This is a genomic window from Enterobacter sp. MGH119 (assembly GCF_001037675.1).
In the GTDB taxonomy this organism is placed as follows: Bacteria; Pseudomonadota; Gammaproteobacteria; order Enterobacterales; family Enterobacteriaceae; genus Enterobacter; species Enterobacter hormaechei_C.
Genome location: NZ_KQ089929.1, coordinates 125,050 through 139,508 on the forward strand (window position 1 = coordinate 125,050; position 14,459 = coordinate 139,508).

Annotated in this window: 14 protein-coding genes; 8 read left to right on the plus strand and 6 right to left on the minus strand. The window is 55.9% G+C overall.

Annotated features, from left to right (window positions below; all coding sequences use genetic code 11):
• The first annotated feature begins 102 nt into the window (after nt 1-102).
• On the plus strand, nt 103-1,167 hold the full coding sequence (locus SK53_RS00555; RefSeq protein WP_003860546.1) for an AI-2E family transporter: 1,065 nt from the start codon (nt 103-105) through the stop codon (nt 1,165-1,167).
• A gap of 82 nt (nt 1,168-1,249) precedes the next feature.
• On the opposite strand, the gene bcp is transcribed toward SK53_RS00555, so the two are convergent.
• Nucleotides 1,250-1,720, minus strand: a complete 471-nt coding sequence (gene bcp, locus SK53_RS00560) for a thioredoxin-dependent thiol peroxidase (protein WP_003860544.1) — start codon at nt 1,718-1,720, stop codon at nt 1,250-1,252.
• Nucleotides 1,720-2,289, minus strand: a complete 570-nt coding sequence (locus tag SK53_RS00565; RefSeq protein WP_000213743.1) for a glycine cleavage system transcriptional repressor — start codon at nt 2,287-2,289, stop codon at nt 1,720-1,722. Before SK53_RS00565 ends, bcp begins: the two co-directional genes overlap by 1 nt.
• Before the next feature lie 145 nt (nt 2,290-2,434).
• Between SK53_RS00565 and dapA the strand changes: the two genes are divergently transcribed.
• The 6 genes from dapA (at nt 2,435) to ypfH (ending at nt 8,892) form a co-directional block, all read left to right on the plus strand.
• On the plus strand, nt 2,435-3,313 hold the full coding sequence (dapA, locus tag SK53_RS00570; RefSeq protein ID WP_003860542.1) for a 4-hydroxy-tetrahydrodipicolinate synthase: 879 nt from the start codon (nt 2,435-2,437) through the stop codon (nt 3,311-3,313).
• 16 nt (nt 3,314-3,329) lie between these two features.
• The gene (gene bamC, locus SK53_RS00575) at nt 3,330-4,364 is read left to right on the plus strand and encodes an outer membrane protein assembly factor BamC (RefSeq protein WP_003860539.1); all 1,035 of its coding nucleotides are present in this window, start codon (nt 3,330-3,332) and stop codon (nt 4,362-4,364) included.
• Between the two features lie 109 nt (nt 4,365-4,473).
• The gene (gene purC / locus SK53_RS00580; RefSeq protein ID WP_001171626.1) at nt 4,474-5,187 is read left to right on the plus strand and encodes a phosphoribosylaminoimidazolesuccinocarboxamide synthase; all 714 of its coding nucleotides are present in this window, start codon (nt 4,474-4,476) and stop codon (nt 5,185-5,187) included.
• Between the two features lie 120 nt (nt 5,188-5,307).
• Nucleotides 5,308-6,177, plus strand: coding sequence for a KPN_02809 family neutral zinc metallopeptidase (locus SK53_RS00585; protein ID WP_001303362.1), 870 nt, complete (start codon nt 5,308-5,310; stop codon nt 6,175-6,177).
• Complete coding sequence (locus tag SK53_RS00590; RefSeq protein ID WP_032609805.1) at nt 6,177-8,123, plus strand: tRNA(Met) cytidine acetyltransferase TmcA; 1,947 nt, start codon at nt 6,177-6,179, stop codon at nt 8,121-8,123. The genes SK53_RS00585 and SK53_RS00590 overlap by 1 nt, the downstream gene beginning before the upstream one ends.
• Before the next feature lie 73 nt (nt 8,124-8,196).
• Entirely contained in the window at nt 8,197-8,892 is a 696-nt protein-coding gene (gene ypfH / locus SK53_RS00595) for an esterase (protein WP_023314628.1), read from the plus strand.
• 86 nt (nt 8,893-8,978) lie between these two features.
• Here the strand turns inward: ypfH and SK53_RS00600 are convergent, their stop codons facing one another.
• Genes SK53_RS00600 through SK53_RS00610 form a run of 3 tightly spaced genes read right to left on the minus strand, consistent with a single transcriptional unit; the run spans nt 8,979 to nt 10,688 of the window.
• Nucleotides 8,979-9,176, minus strand: coding sequence for a YpfN family protein (locus tag SK53_RS00600; protein ID WP_048208267.1), 198 nt, complete (start codon nt 9,174-9,176; stop codon nt 8,979-8,981).
• A 24-nt stretch (nt 9,177-9,200) separates the two neighbouring features.
• The gene (gene dapE / locus SK53_RS00605) at nt 9,201-10,328 is read right to left on the minus strand and encodes a succinyl-diaminopimelate desuccinylase (RefSeq protein ID WP_003863566.1); all 1,128 of its coding nucleotides are present in this window, start codon (nt 10,326-10,328) and stop codon (nt 9,201-9,203) included.
• A gap of 3 nt (nt 10,329-10,331) precedes the next feature.
• The gene (locus SK53_RS00610) at nt 10,332-10,688 is read right to left on the minus strand and encodes an ArsC family reductase (RefSeq protein WP_015572203.1); all 357 of its coding nucleotides are present in this window, start codon (nt 10,686-10,688) and stop codon (nt 10,332-10,334) included.
• Between the two features lie 387 nt (nt 10,689-11,075).
• Here SK53_RS00610 and ypfM point away from each other — a divergent pair, with 387 nt between their 5' ends.
• Nucleotides 11,076-11,135, plus strand: coding sequence for a protein YpfM (gene ypfM / locus SK53_RS23445; protein WP_015572204.1), 60 nt, complete (start codon nt 11,076-11,078; stop codon nt 11,133-11,135).
• A gap of 109 nt (nt 11,136-11,244) precedes the next feature.
• Here ypfM and acrD read toward each other — a convergent pair whose 3' ends face one another.
• Nucleotides 11,245-14,358, minus strand: a complete 3,114-nt coding sequence (acrD, locus tag SK53_RS00615; protein WP_003863561.1) for a multidrug efflux RND transporter permease AcrD — start codon at nt 14,356-14,358, stop codon at nt 11,245-11,247.
• Nucleotides 14,359-14,459 lie beyond the last annotated feature (101 nt).

A 14,459-nucleotide genomic window follows, 5' to 3' on the forward strand; every position in this document is an offset into this window, starting at 1 on the left:
TTTTGCGAAACCTGACAGTGAAACAAAAAGGAAAGTCTTTTTTGTGACAGTTAGATACAATTCACCGTCTCACTCCCGCCATTCGATTCATGGAAGGGTTGTATGCTCGAAATGTTAATGCAGTGGTATCGGCGTCGGTTTAGCGACCCGGAAGCCATTGCTTTGCTGGTCATTCTGGTTGCCGGATTCGGTATCCTGTTCTTCTTTAGTGGCCTGCTGGCACCGCTACTGGTGGCGATTGTACTGGCGTATCTGTTGGAGTGGCCCACCGCGCGTCTGGAACATATCGGCTGTTCGCGCCGCTGGGCGACCAGCATTGTCCTGGTGCTGTTTGTCGGTATTCTGCTGCTGATGTCCTTCGTGGTGATGCCCATCGCCTGGCAACAGGGGATCTACCTGATCCGTGATATGCCCGGCATGCTGAATAAACTGTCTGATTTTGCCGCCACGCTGCCGCGCCGCTATCCTGCGCTGATGGACGCCGGGATTATCGATGCGATGGCCGAAAACATGCGCGCCCGCATCATGACCATGGGTGATTCGGTGGTGAAATACTCTCTGGCCTCGCTGGTGGGGTTGCTGACGCTGGCGGTTTACCTTGTTCTCGTGCCGCTAATGGTGTTTTTCCTGGTCAAAGATAAAGAGCAGATGCTGAACGCGGTGCGCCGCGTGCTGCCGCGCAATCGCGGTCTCGCCGGTCAGGTCTGGCAGGAGATGAACCAGCAGATCACCAACTACATTCGCGGCAAAGTGCTGGAGATGATTGTGGTGGGCGTGGCGACCTGGATTGGCTTCGTGATCTTCGGGCTGAACTACTCGCTGCTGCTGGCGGTGCTGGTCGGATTCTCGGTTCTGATCCCGTATATCGGCGCGTTTGTGGTGACCATTCCGGTAGTCGGTGTGGCGCTGTTCCAGTTTGGTCTGGGTACGGAGTTCTGGAGCTGTTTCGCCGTATACCTGATTATTCAGGGACTGGATGGGAACCTGCTGGTACCGGTGCTGTTCTCAGAAGCCGTTAACCTGCATCCGCTGGTGATTATCCTGTCAGTGGTGATTTTCGGCGGGCTGTGGGGATTCTGGGGCGTGTTCTTCGCCATTCCGCTGGCGACGCTGATTAAAGCCGTGGTCCACGCGTGGCCGGATGTGCCGGCGGTGGAGGAGAAGTAGTTTTGCCGGGTGGCGCTGCGCTTACCCGGCCTACTTATTCTTGTAGGTCGGGTAAGGCGAAGCCGCCACCCGACACTCACTTTCAGGCACTTTCTTTCAGCCACTTCAACACCACGTCGTGGTGGTTGCTGGTTTTGAAATCATCAAACACGTGCTCAACTCTACCGTCAGCGCCAATCAGGAAGCTGATACGGTGAATACCGTCGTACGTTTTGCCCATAAAGGACTTCTCACCCCAGACGCCAAACTGCTCGCAAACCTGGTGGTCTTCATCGGAAAGCAGCGTGAAGTTCAGCAGCTCTTTTTCCGCAAAACGTGACAGCTTCTCTGGCTTATCGGTGCTGATGCCCAGCACTTCCACACCGACCTTTTTCAACTCATCCATGTTGTCGCGTAGACCGCAGGCCTGTACGGTACAGCCCGGGGTCATGGCTTTCGGGTAGAAATAGACCAGAACACGCTGTCCCTGGAAGTCGGTCAAATTTACTTGCTCGCCGTCTTGATCCGGTAAGCTAAATTTCGGTGCGATATCACCGGCTTTCAGTGGGTTCATTACTCAACTCCATCCTGTTCGTGCTGCGAATAATCGACGACGCTTATACTGCCTTGCGCGTGTAATTCTGTACAGAGGGCTTTGAACGCTTGCTCGATATTTGACGCATCCTGCGAGGCAGGGCTGTGTGCGGTAATTTGAATAAACAGCGTCGGGATTGCGTTTTCATCGCCCGGCTGCGTGCGGGAAACCAGTTCGGCAATGTTCATCTGATGGCTGTCAAACAGCGCCGTAAAACGTTCAATCAGATGAGGTGAATCAGGCACTTCAACCTGTACCCAGACCGTGGCAGGCAGAGCCGGACGCGGGCGCGCGGTGGTGCGCTTCATCACAATCAGTAAATCCAGCTCTGCGCCTTTCAGCGGCAGGGTAGATTCGATGAGGGTAATGGCATTCCATGTTCCGGAAAGCAGCATGATGAACGTGAACTCTTCGCCAAGCATAGCCAGCCGGCTGTCTTCGATGTTGCAGCCGCAGCTGCTCACGTGGCGAGTGATGGTATTCACGATACCCGGCCTGTCAGCACCCAGCGCAGTGATAACCAGGTAATGTTGTGATGAGGTTGTCAAACCTGTTCTTCCTTTGCGTGGTTAAGTCTTCCTAAGGAAAGCATAAAAAAAACATGCATACAACCGCCTGAGAGCCTCAGGTCGCTTGCTTTTATTACAGTTCCAAACGTAACATTGAGGCTCTTGTTCGCACAGAGGATGGCTCATGTTCACGGGAAGTATTGTCGCGCTTGTTACACCGATGGATGAAAAAGGTAATGTCTGCCGGTCAAGCATGAAGAAGCTCATTGATTACCATGTCGCCAATGGAACCTCGGCGATCGTTTCGGTAGGGACTACCGGTGAATCCGCTACGCTGAGCCACGAAGAGCACGGCGACGTTGTGATGCTGACCCTGGAACTGGCGGACGGGCGTATTCCGGTCATCGCGGGGACGGGCGCAAACGCAACCGCAGAAGCTATCAGTCTGACCCAACGTTTTAACGACAGCGGCATTGTCGGCTGTCTGACGGTGACCCCTTATTACAACCGTCCTACTCAGGAAGGTTTGTTCCAGCATTTCAAAGCCATCGCTGAACATACTGACTTGCCACAAATTCTGTATAATGTTCCGTCCCGTACCGGTTGCGATATGCTGCCGGAAACCGTTGGCCGTCTCTCGAAAGTAAAAAATATTATCGGGATTAAAGAGGCGACAGGGAACTTAAGCCGCGTTCATCAGATCAAAGAGCTGGTTTCAGACGACTTTATCCTGTTGAGCGGTGATGATGCGACCGCGCTGGACTTTATGCAGCTCGGTGGTAACGGCGTGATTTCCGTGACGGCGAACGTGGCGGCGCGCGATATGGCTGACATGTGCAAACTGGCCGCAGCCGGTCACTTTGATGAAGCTCGCGTGATTAATCAGCGTCTGATGCCGTTGCACAATAAATTATTTGTCGAACCCAATCCGATCCCAGTGAAATGGGCATGTAAGGAGTTGGGGCTTGTAGCAACCGACACGCTGCGTCTGCCAATGACACCGATTACCGACCACGGTCGTGAAATTGTCGCTGGCGCGCTGAAGCATGCCGGTTTGCTGTAAAGTTTAGGGAGATTTGATGGCTTATTCAGTACAGAAGTCGCGCCTGGCGAAGGTTGCGGGTGTTTCGCTTGTTATGCTCCTCGCTGCCTGTAGTTCAGACTCGCGCTACAAGCGCCAGGTGAGCGGTGATGAATCCTATCTGGATGCGCCGCCGCTTGCTGAACTTCACGCGCCTGCCGGCATGATCCTGCCGATCCAGAACGGTGATTATAATATTCCGGTTACCAACGGCAGCGGCCTGGTGGGTAAAGCGCTCGATATTCGTCCGCCAGCTCAGCCTCTGGCGCTCGTGAGCGGCGCGCGCACGCAGTTCACCGGTGATACAGCTTCTCTGCTGGTGGAAAGCGCACGCGGTACAACGCTGTGGCCGCAGGTTGTAAGCGTCATTCAGTCGAAAAACTATACGATTGATAAACGCGACGACGCCAGCCAAGCTTTAACTACCGACTGGATTGAGTGGAACCGTCTCGATGAAGACCAGCAGTACCGTGGTCGTTATCAAGTCTCCGTTAAGCCGCAGGGTTATCAGCAGGCGGTTACCGTTAAGCTGTTGAATCTTGAGCAGGCAGGTAAACCGGTTGCCGATCCGTCCGCCATGCAGCGCTACAGCACTGAAATGCTGAACGTGATTGCAGCGGGTCTGGATAAGAACGCTACCGATGCCGCAAACGCCGCGCAGAACCGTAACGGCTCAACCTTTGACGTGCAGAGCGGTGCAGACGATACCGGTCTGCCGATGCTGGTGGTGCGTGCGCCGTTTAACCAGACCTGGCAGCGTCTGCCAGCAACGCTTGAAAAAGTGGGCATGAAGGTGACTGACAGCACCCGTTCAACGGGCAGTATCACAGCGACCTATAAGCCGCTGTCTGATAGCGCCTGGCAGGAGTTGGGGGCAAGCGATCCACAGCTGCCTTCCGGTGACTACAAAATCCAGGTCGGCGACCTCGATAACCGCAGCAGCCTGCAATTTATCGATCCGAAAGGACACACGCTGACCCAGGCGCAGAACGATGCGCTGGTCGCTGCCTTCCAGGCCGCATTCAGCAAATAATAGTGAGGGCTGGTTATTCCAGCCCTTTTTATTTTCGTGCTACGCAAACGTGTGCGTGGCATAATATGGCCAGTTTTGAATACAAATCATCACACCAGGAGTAATGAAGATGCAGAAGCAAGCTGAGTTGTATCGTGGCAAAGCGAAAACCGTATACAGCACGGAAAACCCGGATCTGTTGGTGCTCGAATTCCGCAATGATACGTCAGCAGGAGACGGCGCACGCATTGAGCAGTTCGATCGTAAGGGCATGGTGAACAACAAGTTCAACCACTTCATTATGACCAAACTGGCCGAAGCCGGTATCCCGACTCAGATGGAAGCGTTGTTGTCCGATACGGAATGTCTGGTAAAAAAACTGGATATGGTGCCGGTTGAGTGCGTGATCCGTAACCGTGCCGCAGGCTCCCTGGTGAAGCGTCTGGGCATCGAAGAAGGTATCGAACTGAATCCACCGCTGTTCGATCTGTTCCTGAAAAACGACGCCATGCATGACCCGATGGTCAACGAATCCTACTGTGAAACCTTCGGCTGGGTAAGCAAAGAGAACCTGGCGCGCATGCAGGAACTGACCTACAAAGCCAACGACGTGCTGAAAAAGCTGTTTGATGACGCGGGCCTGATCCTGGTCGACTTCAAGCTGGAGTTCGGTCTGTACAAAGGCGAAGTGGTGCTGGGCGACGAATTCTCTCCGGACGGCAGCCGCCTGTGGGACAAAGAGACGCTGGATAAAATGGACAAAGACCGTTTCCGCCAGAGTCTGGGTGGCGTGGTCGAAGCGTACGAAGCGGTTGCTCACCGTTTAGGCGTTAAGCTCGACTAAACTGCGCATTTGCCAAAGGATGTTGGCATCCTTTGGCGTCTTATCCTTGTTTACTATGGTAATCCTTTCATTAACCGCCTACGATCATAGCTATTATAAATGGAATAGTTCGAGGTGTTTATGCGCTGGCAAGGGCGTCGTGAAAGTGACAACGTAGAAGACAGACGCAGCAGTGGTGGCGGTGGTCCGTCTATGGGCGGGCCAGGTTTCCGGTTACCCAGCGGCAAGGGCGGCATTATTCTGCTGGTCGTCGTGCTGGTGGCGGGCTACTACGGTGTCGACCTGACCGGTTTGATGACCGGTGAAACCGGGCAACAGCAGCAGTATTCTCAGCGCTCCATCAGCCCAAATGAAGATGAAGCGGCGAAATTTACTTCCGTTATTCTCGCGACGACCGAAGATACCTGGGGTCAGCAGTTCGAGAAAATGGGGCGGACTTATCAGCCGCCAAAACTGGTGATGTACCGGGGCGCAACCCGCACCGGCTGTGGCACCGGGCAGTCCGTTATGGGGCCGTTCTACTGCCCGGCGGACAGCACCGTCTATATCGATCTCTCCTTCTATGACGACATGAAAAGCAAGCTGGGCGCCGACGGCGATTTTGCCCAGGGCTACGTGATCGCGCATGAAGTCGGCCACCATGTGCAGAAGCTCCTCGGCATTGAGCCTAAAGTGCGTCAGATGCAGCAGAATGCGTCTCAGGCGGAGGTGAATCGTCTTTCCGTACGCATGGAGCTTCAGGCCGACTGCTTCGCTGGCGTCTGGGGACATAGCATGCAGCAGCAGGGCGTGCTGGAAACAGGCGATCTGGAAGAGGCCCTGAATGCCGCACAGGCGATTGGTGACGATCGCTTGCAGCAGCAGAGCCAGGGGCGCGTTGTGCCGGACAGCTTTACCCATGGCACCTCAGAGCAGCGCTACAGCTGGTTTAAGCGTGGCTTCGACAGCGGCAACCCGTCGCAGTGTAATACCTTCGGCAAAGCTATGTGATGTTGGGGTTTGAACAGCTGGTTAACCAGCTTCAGCGTACCGGGCACCGCCGGCTGGTGGTGCTCAGCGGCGATGAAGCGTGGACGTTGAGCCAGGTGACCCATCTGCGCGATACGTTACCAGGAGACTGGCTGTGGCTGGAGGAAAACCCCTCTAAGGCCATCAGCGGCCTGCTGGGACGTGAATACCTGCACGCCGTTTTTGACGCGCGAGACGGGTTTGACGTCTCGGCCTTCGCCGCCCTCAGCGGGACCCTGCGCGCCGGAAGCCTTCTGGTGCTGCTGGTGCCGCCGTTCTCCGTCTGGGCCGACAGGCCCGACAGGGATTCTCTGCGCTGGAGCGACAGCGCAGAGCCGATCGCCACCACGCACTTTGTTCACCACTTTTGCCGGATGCTTACCGCCGATTCAGATGCCATCGTCTGGCATCAACATCGTCCTCTGTGCCTTCCCGTTGCGCCAGATTTACCCGCCTGGCAGCCCGCCAGCGGTGAACCGCAGCGCGAGCAGGCTGAAATCCTCGACGCTCTTCTGACCATGCCTGCGGGCGTGGCCGCCGTGACGGCGCCGCGCGGACGCGGAAAGTCCGCCCTGGCGGGCATGTTGCTGAGCGGCATTCAGGGGAGTGCAGTAGTGACGGCACCGGCAAAAGGGGCGACGGATGTCATCGCGCGTTTCGCCGGGGAACGTTTTCACTTTATGGCCCCGGATGCGCTGCTGGCCTCCACCACAGAAGCTGACTGGCTGATTGTCGATGAGGCAGCCGCTATCCCCGGCCCGCTGCTGGAGAAGCTGGTGTCGCGCTTTCCCCGCGTGTTGCTGACCACCACGGTGCAGGGTTATGAAGGCACGGGCAGGGGATTCCTGCTGAAGTTCTGCGCCCGGTTCAGCGGGCTGCGGCGTTATACCTTATCCACGCCAGTTCGCTGGGCTGCCGGATGCCCCCTTGAGCGGATAGTGGCGAACGCGCTGCTGTTCGACGATGCGCTTATCGATCGCAAACCGGCAGGGGAGGTACGTTTAACGTCGCTGGAGCCCGGGATATGGGAGAACGATCCGGCGCGCGGGGCAGGCGTGTATGAACTGCTGTGTGCCGCGCACTACCGAACGTCCCCCCTCGATTTACGCCGGATGATGGACGCCCCCGGCCAGCACTTTGCTGTTGCTCAGGCGGGCGCGGAGATCGCGGGCGCGCTCTGGCTGGTGGAGGAGGGGGGATTACCCCCTGAACTTAGCCGCGCAGTATGGGCGGGGTTTCGTCGGCCGCGTGGAAATCTGGTGGCGCAGTCGCTGGCGGCGCACGGCGGTTCGCCGCTCGCGGCGACGCTGAAAGGCCGACGCGTCAGCCGCATTGCGGTTCATCCCCATCGCCAGCGGGAAGGCATCGGCCAGCGGCTGATCCGCAGTGCCAGCGGAGAAGATTATCTCTCGGTCAGCTTTGGCTATACCGACGAGCTGTGGCGTTTCTGGCGGCAGTGCGGGTTTGTGCTGGTGCGGATGGGCAGCCACCGGGAAGCCAGCAGCGGGTGCTATACGGCGATGGCGTTGCTGCCGCTGAGCGAGGCGGGGCATCAGCTCTGCGAACAGGCGCATCAGCGTTTATGTCGTGATATGCGCGTCCTGTCGGCCTGGAATGGCGAAAAGATCCCGGTGACGGATGCATGGGAAGCTACCCTTAATAGTGATGACTGGCTGGAGCTGGCGGGGTTTGCCTTTGCTCACCGGGCGTTTTCAACCTCGGTTGCGGCGCTAACGCGATTGGTGTTAGCCGTGGACATCCCACTCCCGGCGCTGCGCGGGAAAATGGAAGGGAATACGCACGATTTCGGGCGCAAAGCGCTGCTGGCGAAGCTACGCGAGGAAACCGCACACGCGCTTGAAAGGCTTGATTACTCCCGTAGCCAGCAGCTGAAAGCCGACATTTTGCAATGGCAATTTTTTCAATGACTTCTTCAGTAAAGTGGCATGGTCATTACCCCGCAGAGGCGTAAAATCCTGCTTATCAATTAAGGAGATCGCCATGAAACATGACCATTTTGTTGTGCAAAGCCCGGATACGCCTGCTAAACAGCTCCTGCTTCTGTTTCATGGCGTGGGCGACAATGCCGTCAATATGGGACAGATTGGCAGCTGGTTTGCACCCGTTTTCCCACACGCGCTGATCGTCAGCATCGGCGGCGTGGAGCCGTGCGGTCCGGACGGCCGGCAGTGGTTTTCCGTCGAGGGCGTGACGGAGGAGAATCGTCAGGCGCGTATTGATGCCGTTATGCCAGCCTTTATCGATACCGTGCGTTACTGGCAGCAGCAGAGCGGCGTAGGCGCCGACGCAACGGCGCTGATTGGCTTCTCTCAGGGTTCAATCATGTCGCTGGAAAGCGTAAAAGCGCAGCCCGGACTGGTGTCCCGCGTGATTGCCTTTAACGGGCGTTTTGCGACGTTACCGCAAAGCGCGACCACGCAGACTACGATCCATCTCATTCATGGGGGTGAAGACCGGGTAATTGAGCTTTCGCATGCAGTAGCCGCCCAGGAGACGCTGATGCGCGAGGGCGGAGATGTGACGCTGGATATCGTAGACGATCTGGGGCATGCCATTGACGATCGCAGCATGCAGTTCGCGCTCGATCATCTGCGTTATACCGTACCGAAGCACTACTTTGATGAAGCGCTCAGCGGCGCTAAGCCGAATGACGATGATATCGTCGAGTTTATTTAAACATTTCCCCTCTCCCCAAAGGGAGAGGGAACAAAACCCCCCTCGTCCCTCTGGGGAGAGGGGCCGGGGGTGAGGGGTGTGTACAATTACTTCTTCTGGTCCTTCTTCGGCCAGTCGTCTTCATCGTCCAACTTGTCGTTAAAATCACGGTGCGGCGGAAGATCCGGTTTGTTGGCAAGGAACTTTTTGTGGTCAACGCGCTTGAGATCTTTAATCACGTTAAGCAGCACGCCTACCAGAAATACCAACACCAGAATCCACCAGTACTTTGAAAGCCAGTCCATTCGCTAATCCTCTTTAAGCACCCGTCAGGCGACGAGTTGCTCCATAATACGTTGATACATGCGGGCCAGCAGTTGTAAATCGGCAGCGTTCACGCATTCATTGATTTTGTGAATCGTCGCGTTAACCGGACCCAGTTCGACAACCTGTGCGCCCATGCGGGCGATAAAGCGTCCGTCAGACGTGCCGCCCGTTGTCAGCAGTTGTGGCTTAATTTCATTATAGTGCGCAATGGCGTTCACTACCGCATCCACCAGTTTACCGCGCTGCGTCAGGAACGGCTGGCCAGACAGCCACCAGTCGAGGGTATAGCGCAGCTGATATTTCTCGAGCAGCGCAATCACTCGCGCTTTGATCATCTCGTCAGTCAGTTCGGTGCTGAAGCGGAAGTTAAACTGGACGAAGAGATCGCCGGGAATGACGTTGTTGCTGCCGGTGCCAGCCTTGATGTTGGCTATCTGCATGCTGGTTGGCGGGAAAAATTCATTGCCTTTATCCCATTCAATGCTCACCAGTTCGTTCAGCATCGGCGCGGCGCGGTGTACCGGGTTATCCGCCAGGTGCGGATAGGCAACGTGGCCCTGCACGCCATGAATAGTCAAATTGCAGGTCAGGGATCCACGGCGGCCATTTTTCACCACATCGCCCACCACTTCGGTGCTGGACGGTTCGCCCACCAGACAGTAGTCCAGACGTTCATTGCGCGCCATCAGCGCCTCAACGACCTTCACGGTGCCGTTGTGGGCGCTGGCTTCTTCATCGGAGGTAATCAAAAACGCAAGACGGTTTTTATGGTTCGGATGCTGGGCGACGAAACGCTCTGCCGCCACGACCATCGCAGCCAGGGAACCTTTCATGTCCGCAGCGCCGCGTCCGAAAAGCATGCCGTCTCGAATGGTCGGCTCAAAAGGCGGGTTGATCCAGCGGTCTGCGTCGCCCGCGGGAACTACGTCAGTATGTCCGGCAAACGCCAGCGTCTCCCCCTGACCGCGCCATGCCCAGAAGTTCTGCGTATCGCCAAAATCCATGTGCTCCACGGTAAAACCGATGGCACGCAGGCGCTCAATCATTAATGCCTGACAACCTGCGTCGTCCGGGCTAAGGGAAGGACGGCGAATAAGCTGCTGAGTCAGCTCAATGACCGGGCATGACATAGACTACACCTCAACGAATAAATCTGAATAAAGGGTTTCACTGAAACCCAGCAGCATAGGCTGACCTGGCTTGCAGAGCAATGGGCGTTTGATGATTGCCGGCATTTCAAGCATCAGTTTGGCTGCGCTGTCGGCGTCGTTGATCGTGGCCCGTAGAGATTCATCCAGTTTTCGCCAGGTGGTCCCGCGGGTATTCAGCAGCGCTTCCCATCCCAGTTCGTTGATGGCGGAATGGAGAAACGCGGGGTCAAGCCCGTCGGCACGGTAATCGTGGAAGCGATAGTCGATGTTGTGTGCTTCCAGCCAGCGGCGGGCTTTTTTAATCGTGTCGCAATTTTTAATGCCGTACATCACAACCATAGTGAATCCTTTTGTTCTTTTGTGGATTAAATGTTCAATATTTTCGAAGATATATCCTTAAGTGGAATATAACACATTCGGAATTTTTCGGGATTTACAATTCTCCATAATTCAACGAACAGCTGTAAGCTGAATAGTCTTTCATCTTTTAAGCATAGTTGTCCACCCTGTTTAAATTGCTAATAAACTCAGGGGGAAATTAAAAATGCTGTCATTTTTCCGACTATTTCAAAATATTGCTGTAGGTCACATAAAATTTACCCGGCAACGCTCATAGTGATCCTAAACCTACCAGTACAGCGGGGCTCAATCACAGCAATCGGTTAAAGTGGCTTCACAATGATGATACGTTTTCGTAGAATGCGCATAATAATAAGAGAGGTTGTTATGATTGAACGTGAACTGGGGAACTGGAAAGATTTTATCGAAGGCATGCTTCGTAAATGAATTTCCGGTAAGAAATGCAAGAGCACTTAATTAACTAAAATAACCATAGTGTGAAAGAATCACACAATAAAAAGGCGGCCTGTAAAGCCGCCTTTTTTATTTCAACGGGTTATTCCGGCTTATCCTTCAGCGGGAAACGACGGCGTATCAGCACAAAGAACAGCGGTACGAAATAGATAGCCAGTATCGTCGCGGATATCATTCCCCCCATAACGCCCGTACCCACTGCGTGCTGGCTGCTGGAGCCTGCGCCGGAGCTGGTGGCCATCGGCAGGACGCCAAACACAAAAGCCAGAGAGGTCATCAGGATCGGACGCAGGCGCTGACGACAGGCGTGCAGCGTGGCGGCCATCAGTTCGTGACCTTTGGCATTCATCTCATTGGCAAATTCGACGATCAGAATGGCGTTTTTTGCCGACAATCCGATCACGGTGAGGAGTCCGACCTGGAAATAGACATCATTTTCCAGGCCGCGCATCCAGGTTGCCAGCAGCGCGCCGATGACCCCGAGAGGCACCACCAGCATCACCGAGAACGGCACTGACCAGCTTTCATACAGCGCCGCCAGGCAAAGGAATACCACCAGCAGCGAAAGAGCATACAGGGCAGGCGCCTGAGCGCCGGAAAGCCGTTCCTGGTAGGACATCGCCGTCCACTCCAGGCCAAAGCCAGTCGGTAACTGCTGAACCAGTTTTTCCATAATGTCCATTGCGGTACCGGTACTGACGCCCGGCGCGGCTTCACCGACAATCTCCAGCGCCGAATAGCCGTTGTAACGCTCCAGACGCGGCGAACCGGTCTCCCAGCGTGACGTCGCAAACGCCGAGAACGGCACCATGCCGCCGGTGTTATTGCGCACATACCAGCGGTTGATATCGTCCGGCAGCATGCGGTATTTGGCGGCAGACTGAACGTAGACCTTCTTCACGCGGCCGCGATCCATAAAGTCATTTACGTAGCTTGAGCCCCATGCCGTTTGCAGGGTGTCGTTAATGTCGTCGATGGAGACGCCCAGCGCCTGCGCTTTACGCTGGTCAATATCTACCTGTAGCTGAGGGCTGTCATCCAGACCGTTATGACGAACGCGGGTAAGCTGCGGATCTTTCCCGGCCAGCTCGAGCAGTTTATCGCGAGCAGCCATCAACGCGTCATGCCCGGCACCCGCGTGATCCTGAAGCTCCATATCAAACCCGGCTGAGCTGCCCAGGCCGCTGATGGCGGGCGGGCTGCTGGCGAAAACGCGCGCTTCCTTGATTTTGTTGAACGCTTTGGTTGCACGCTCAATGATGGCAAAGGAGGAGCCGGTATCGCTGTCGCGCTGGTCCCAGTCTTTCAGGCGCACAAACATACGCGCCACGTTCTGCCCGTTACCGCCGGGGCCAGAGCCGACGGTGGAGAAGACGGAGACCACGTTATCTTTCTCCTGAGTATGGAAGTAGTTCTCAACCTTCTGCACCACTTTCAGGGTCTGCTGCTGGGTCGAGCCGCTCGGTAACTGTACGGAGGTAATAAACATGCCGCGATCTTCCAGCGGCAGGAACGAGGTTGGCAGCCGCAGGAACAGGAAGACCATGCCGCCGAGCAGCAGGACATAAACCACCATCCAGCGCACGCTGCGGTGCAGTACTTTACCCACGCCCGCTTCATAGCGCGCCGCATTGCGGTTAAACATGCGGTTAAACCAGCCGAAGAAGCCTTTTTGACCGTGGTGTTCGCCCTTATGCAGCGGTTTGAGCAGCGTCGCGCACAGGGCAGGGGTAAGGATCATTGCCACGAGTACGGAGAGCACCATTGCAGAGACGATGGTGATCGAGAACTGGCGATAAATCGCGCCCGTGGTGCCGCCAAAAAATGCCATCGGGATAAATACCGCCGACAGCACCATGGCGATACCGACCAGCGCGCCCTGAATTTGTCCCATCGATTTGCGCGTGGCCTCGCGGGGCGAAAGCCCTTCCTCGCTCATAATGCGCTCGACGTTTTCCACCACCACGATGGCATCATCCACCAGCAGGCCGATGGCCAGCACCATGGCGAACATGGTCAGGGTGTTGATGCTGTAACCGAAGGCATACAGCACCGCAAAGGTTCCCAGCAGCACCACCGGCACCGCAATGGTGGGGATCAGCGTGGCGCGGAAGTTTTGCAGGAACAGGTACATCACGAGGAACACCAGCGCGATAGCTTCGAGCAGGGTTTTCACCACATCTTCGATGGAGGCTTTTACGAATGAGGTGGTTTCGTAGGCGACTTTGTACTCCAGTCCGTGCGGGAAGTAATGCGACAGTTCATCCAGACGCTCTAACACCCGCTGCGCGGTCGCCATTTCGTTGGCGCCGGAGGCCAGTTTTACCCCCAGTCCGGACGCGGCATTGCCGTTAAAGCGACTCAGGTAGTCATATTTTTCCGCCCCCATTTCCACGGTGGCGACATCCCCCAGACGCACTTCCGAACCGTCCTGATTCACGCGCAGAGTAATATTGCGGAACTGGTCAGGTGTCTGGAGCAGCGACTGGGAGTTGATGGTGGCGTTAAGCGCCTGGTTGTCCACGGACGGCGTACCGCCGAGCTGCCCCACGGCAATCTGGGCGTTCTGCGATTCGATAGCGTCGGTGACATCTTTAGCGGTCATCTGCACGCTGTTCAGCTTGTTGGGATCTAGCCAGATACGCATGGAGTACTGCGAGCCGTAGGCGTCGATATCCCCCACGCCGTTGATACGGCTGAGCGGGTCCTGAATATTACTGGCGACGTAGTCCGCGATGTCCTGCTTATCCATCGAGCCATCGGTTGAAACAAACGCGATGGTCAAAATATTGGTGTCACCGGTTTTACGCACGGTCACCCCCTGGTTCTGCACCGCCTGAGGCAGTTTACGCAGGGCCGATTGCAGCTGGTTTTGCACCTGCTGCACCGCTTCATCCGGATCCGTGCCCGCCGTAAAGCTCAGGGTTACCGTCGCCTGGCCCGTGGCACTGCTCTGCGAGGACATGTACATCAGGTTATCAAGACCCGTCATGTTCTGCTCGATAACCTGCGTGACGGTATTTTCCAGCGTCTGTGCCGAGGCGCCAGGATAGTTCGCCGTGATACGCACGTTGGGGGGCGCGAGGTCGGGGTATTGCTCAACAGGAAGGGAAGTAATCGCCAGGACACCCGTCAGACACAACAGGATTGCAAGCACCCAGGCAAAAATGGGGCGATCGATGAAAAAATTCGCCATTAAAGTGTGACCTCGTTTTGCTGCACGTCATTATTGTTTATTGCCCGCCTAACTTTAGCGGTAAGGCCCAGGTCAAACGTGGAGAAATAAAGGAGATAATG

Coding starts and splice junctions, on each gene's coding strand:
- ypfH (WP_023314628.1), top strand. CDS start 8,197: ATGAAACATGACCATTTTGTTGTGCAAAGCCCGGATACGCCTGCTAAA.
- dapE (WP_003863566.1), bottom strand. CDS start 10,328: ATGTCATGCCCGGTCATTGAGCTGACTCAGCAGCTTATTCGCCGTCCT.
- SK53_RS00600 (WP_048208267.1), bottom strand. CDS start 9,176: ATGGACTGGCTTTCAAAGTACTGGTGGATTCTGGTGTTGGTATTTCTG.
- SK53_RS00555 (WP_003860546.1), top strand. CDS start 103: ATGCTCGAAATGTTAATGCAGTGGTATCGGCGTCGGTTTAGCGACCCG.
- bcp (WP_003860544.1), bottom strand. CDS start 1,720: ATGAACCCACTGAAAGCCGGTGATATCGCACCGAAATTTAGCTTACCG.
- dapA (WP_003860542.1), top strand. CDS start 2,435: ATGTTCACGGGAAGTATTGTCGCGCTTGTTACACCGATGGATGAAAAA.
- SK53_RS00590 (WP_032609805.1), top strand. CDS start 6,177: ATGTTGGGGTTTGAACAGCTGGTTAACCAGCTTCAGCGTACCGGGCAC.
- purC (WP_001171626.1), top strand. CDS start 4,474: ATGCAGAAGCAAGCTGAGTTGTATCGTGGCAAAGCGAAAACCGTATAC.
- SK53_RS00610 (WP_015572203.1), bottom strand. CDS start 10,688: ATGGTTGTGATGTACGGCATTAAAAATTGCGACACGATTAAAAAAGCC.
- bamC (WP_003860539.1), top strand. CDS start 3,330: ATGGCTTATTCAGTACAGAAGTCGCGCCTGGCGAAGGTTGCGGGTGTT.
- SK53_RS00585 (WP_001303362.1), top strand. CDS start 5,308: ATGCGCTGGCAAGGGCGTCGTGAAAGTGACAACGTAGAAGACAGACGC.
- acrD (WP_003863561.1), bottom strand. CDS start 14,358: ATGGCGAATTTTTTCATCGATCGCCCCATTTTTGCCTGGGTGCTTGCA.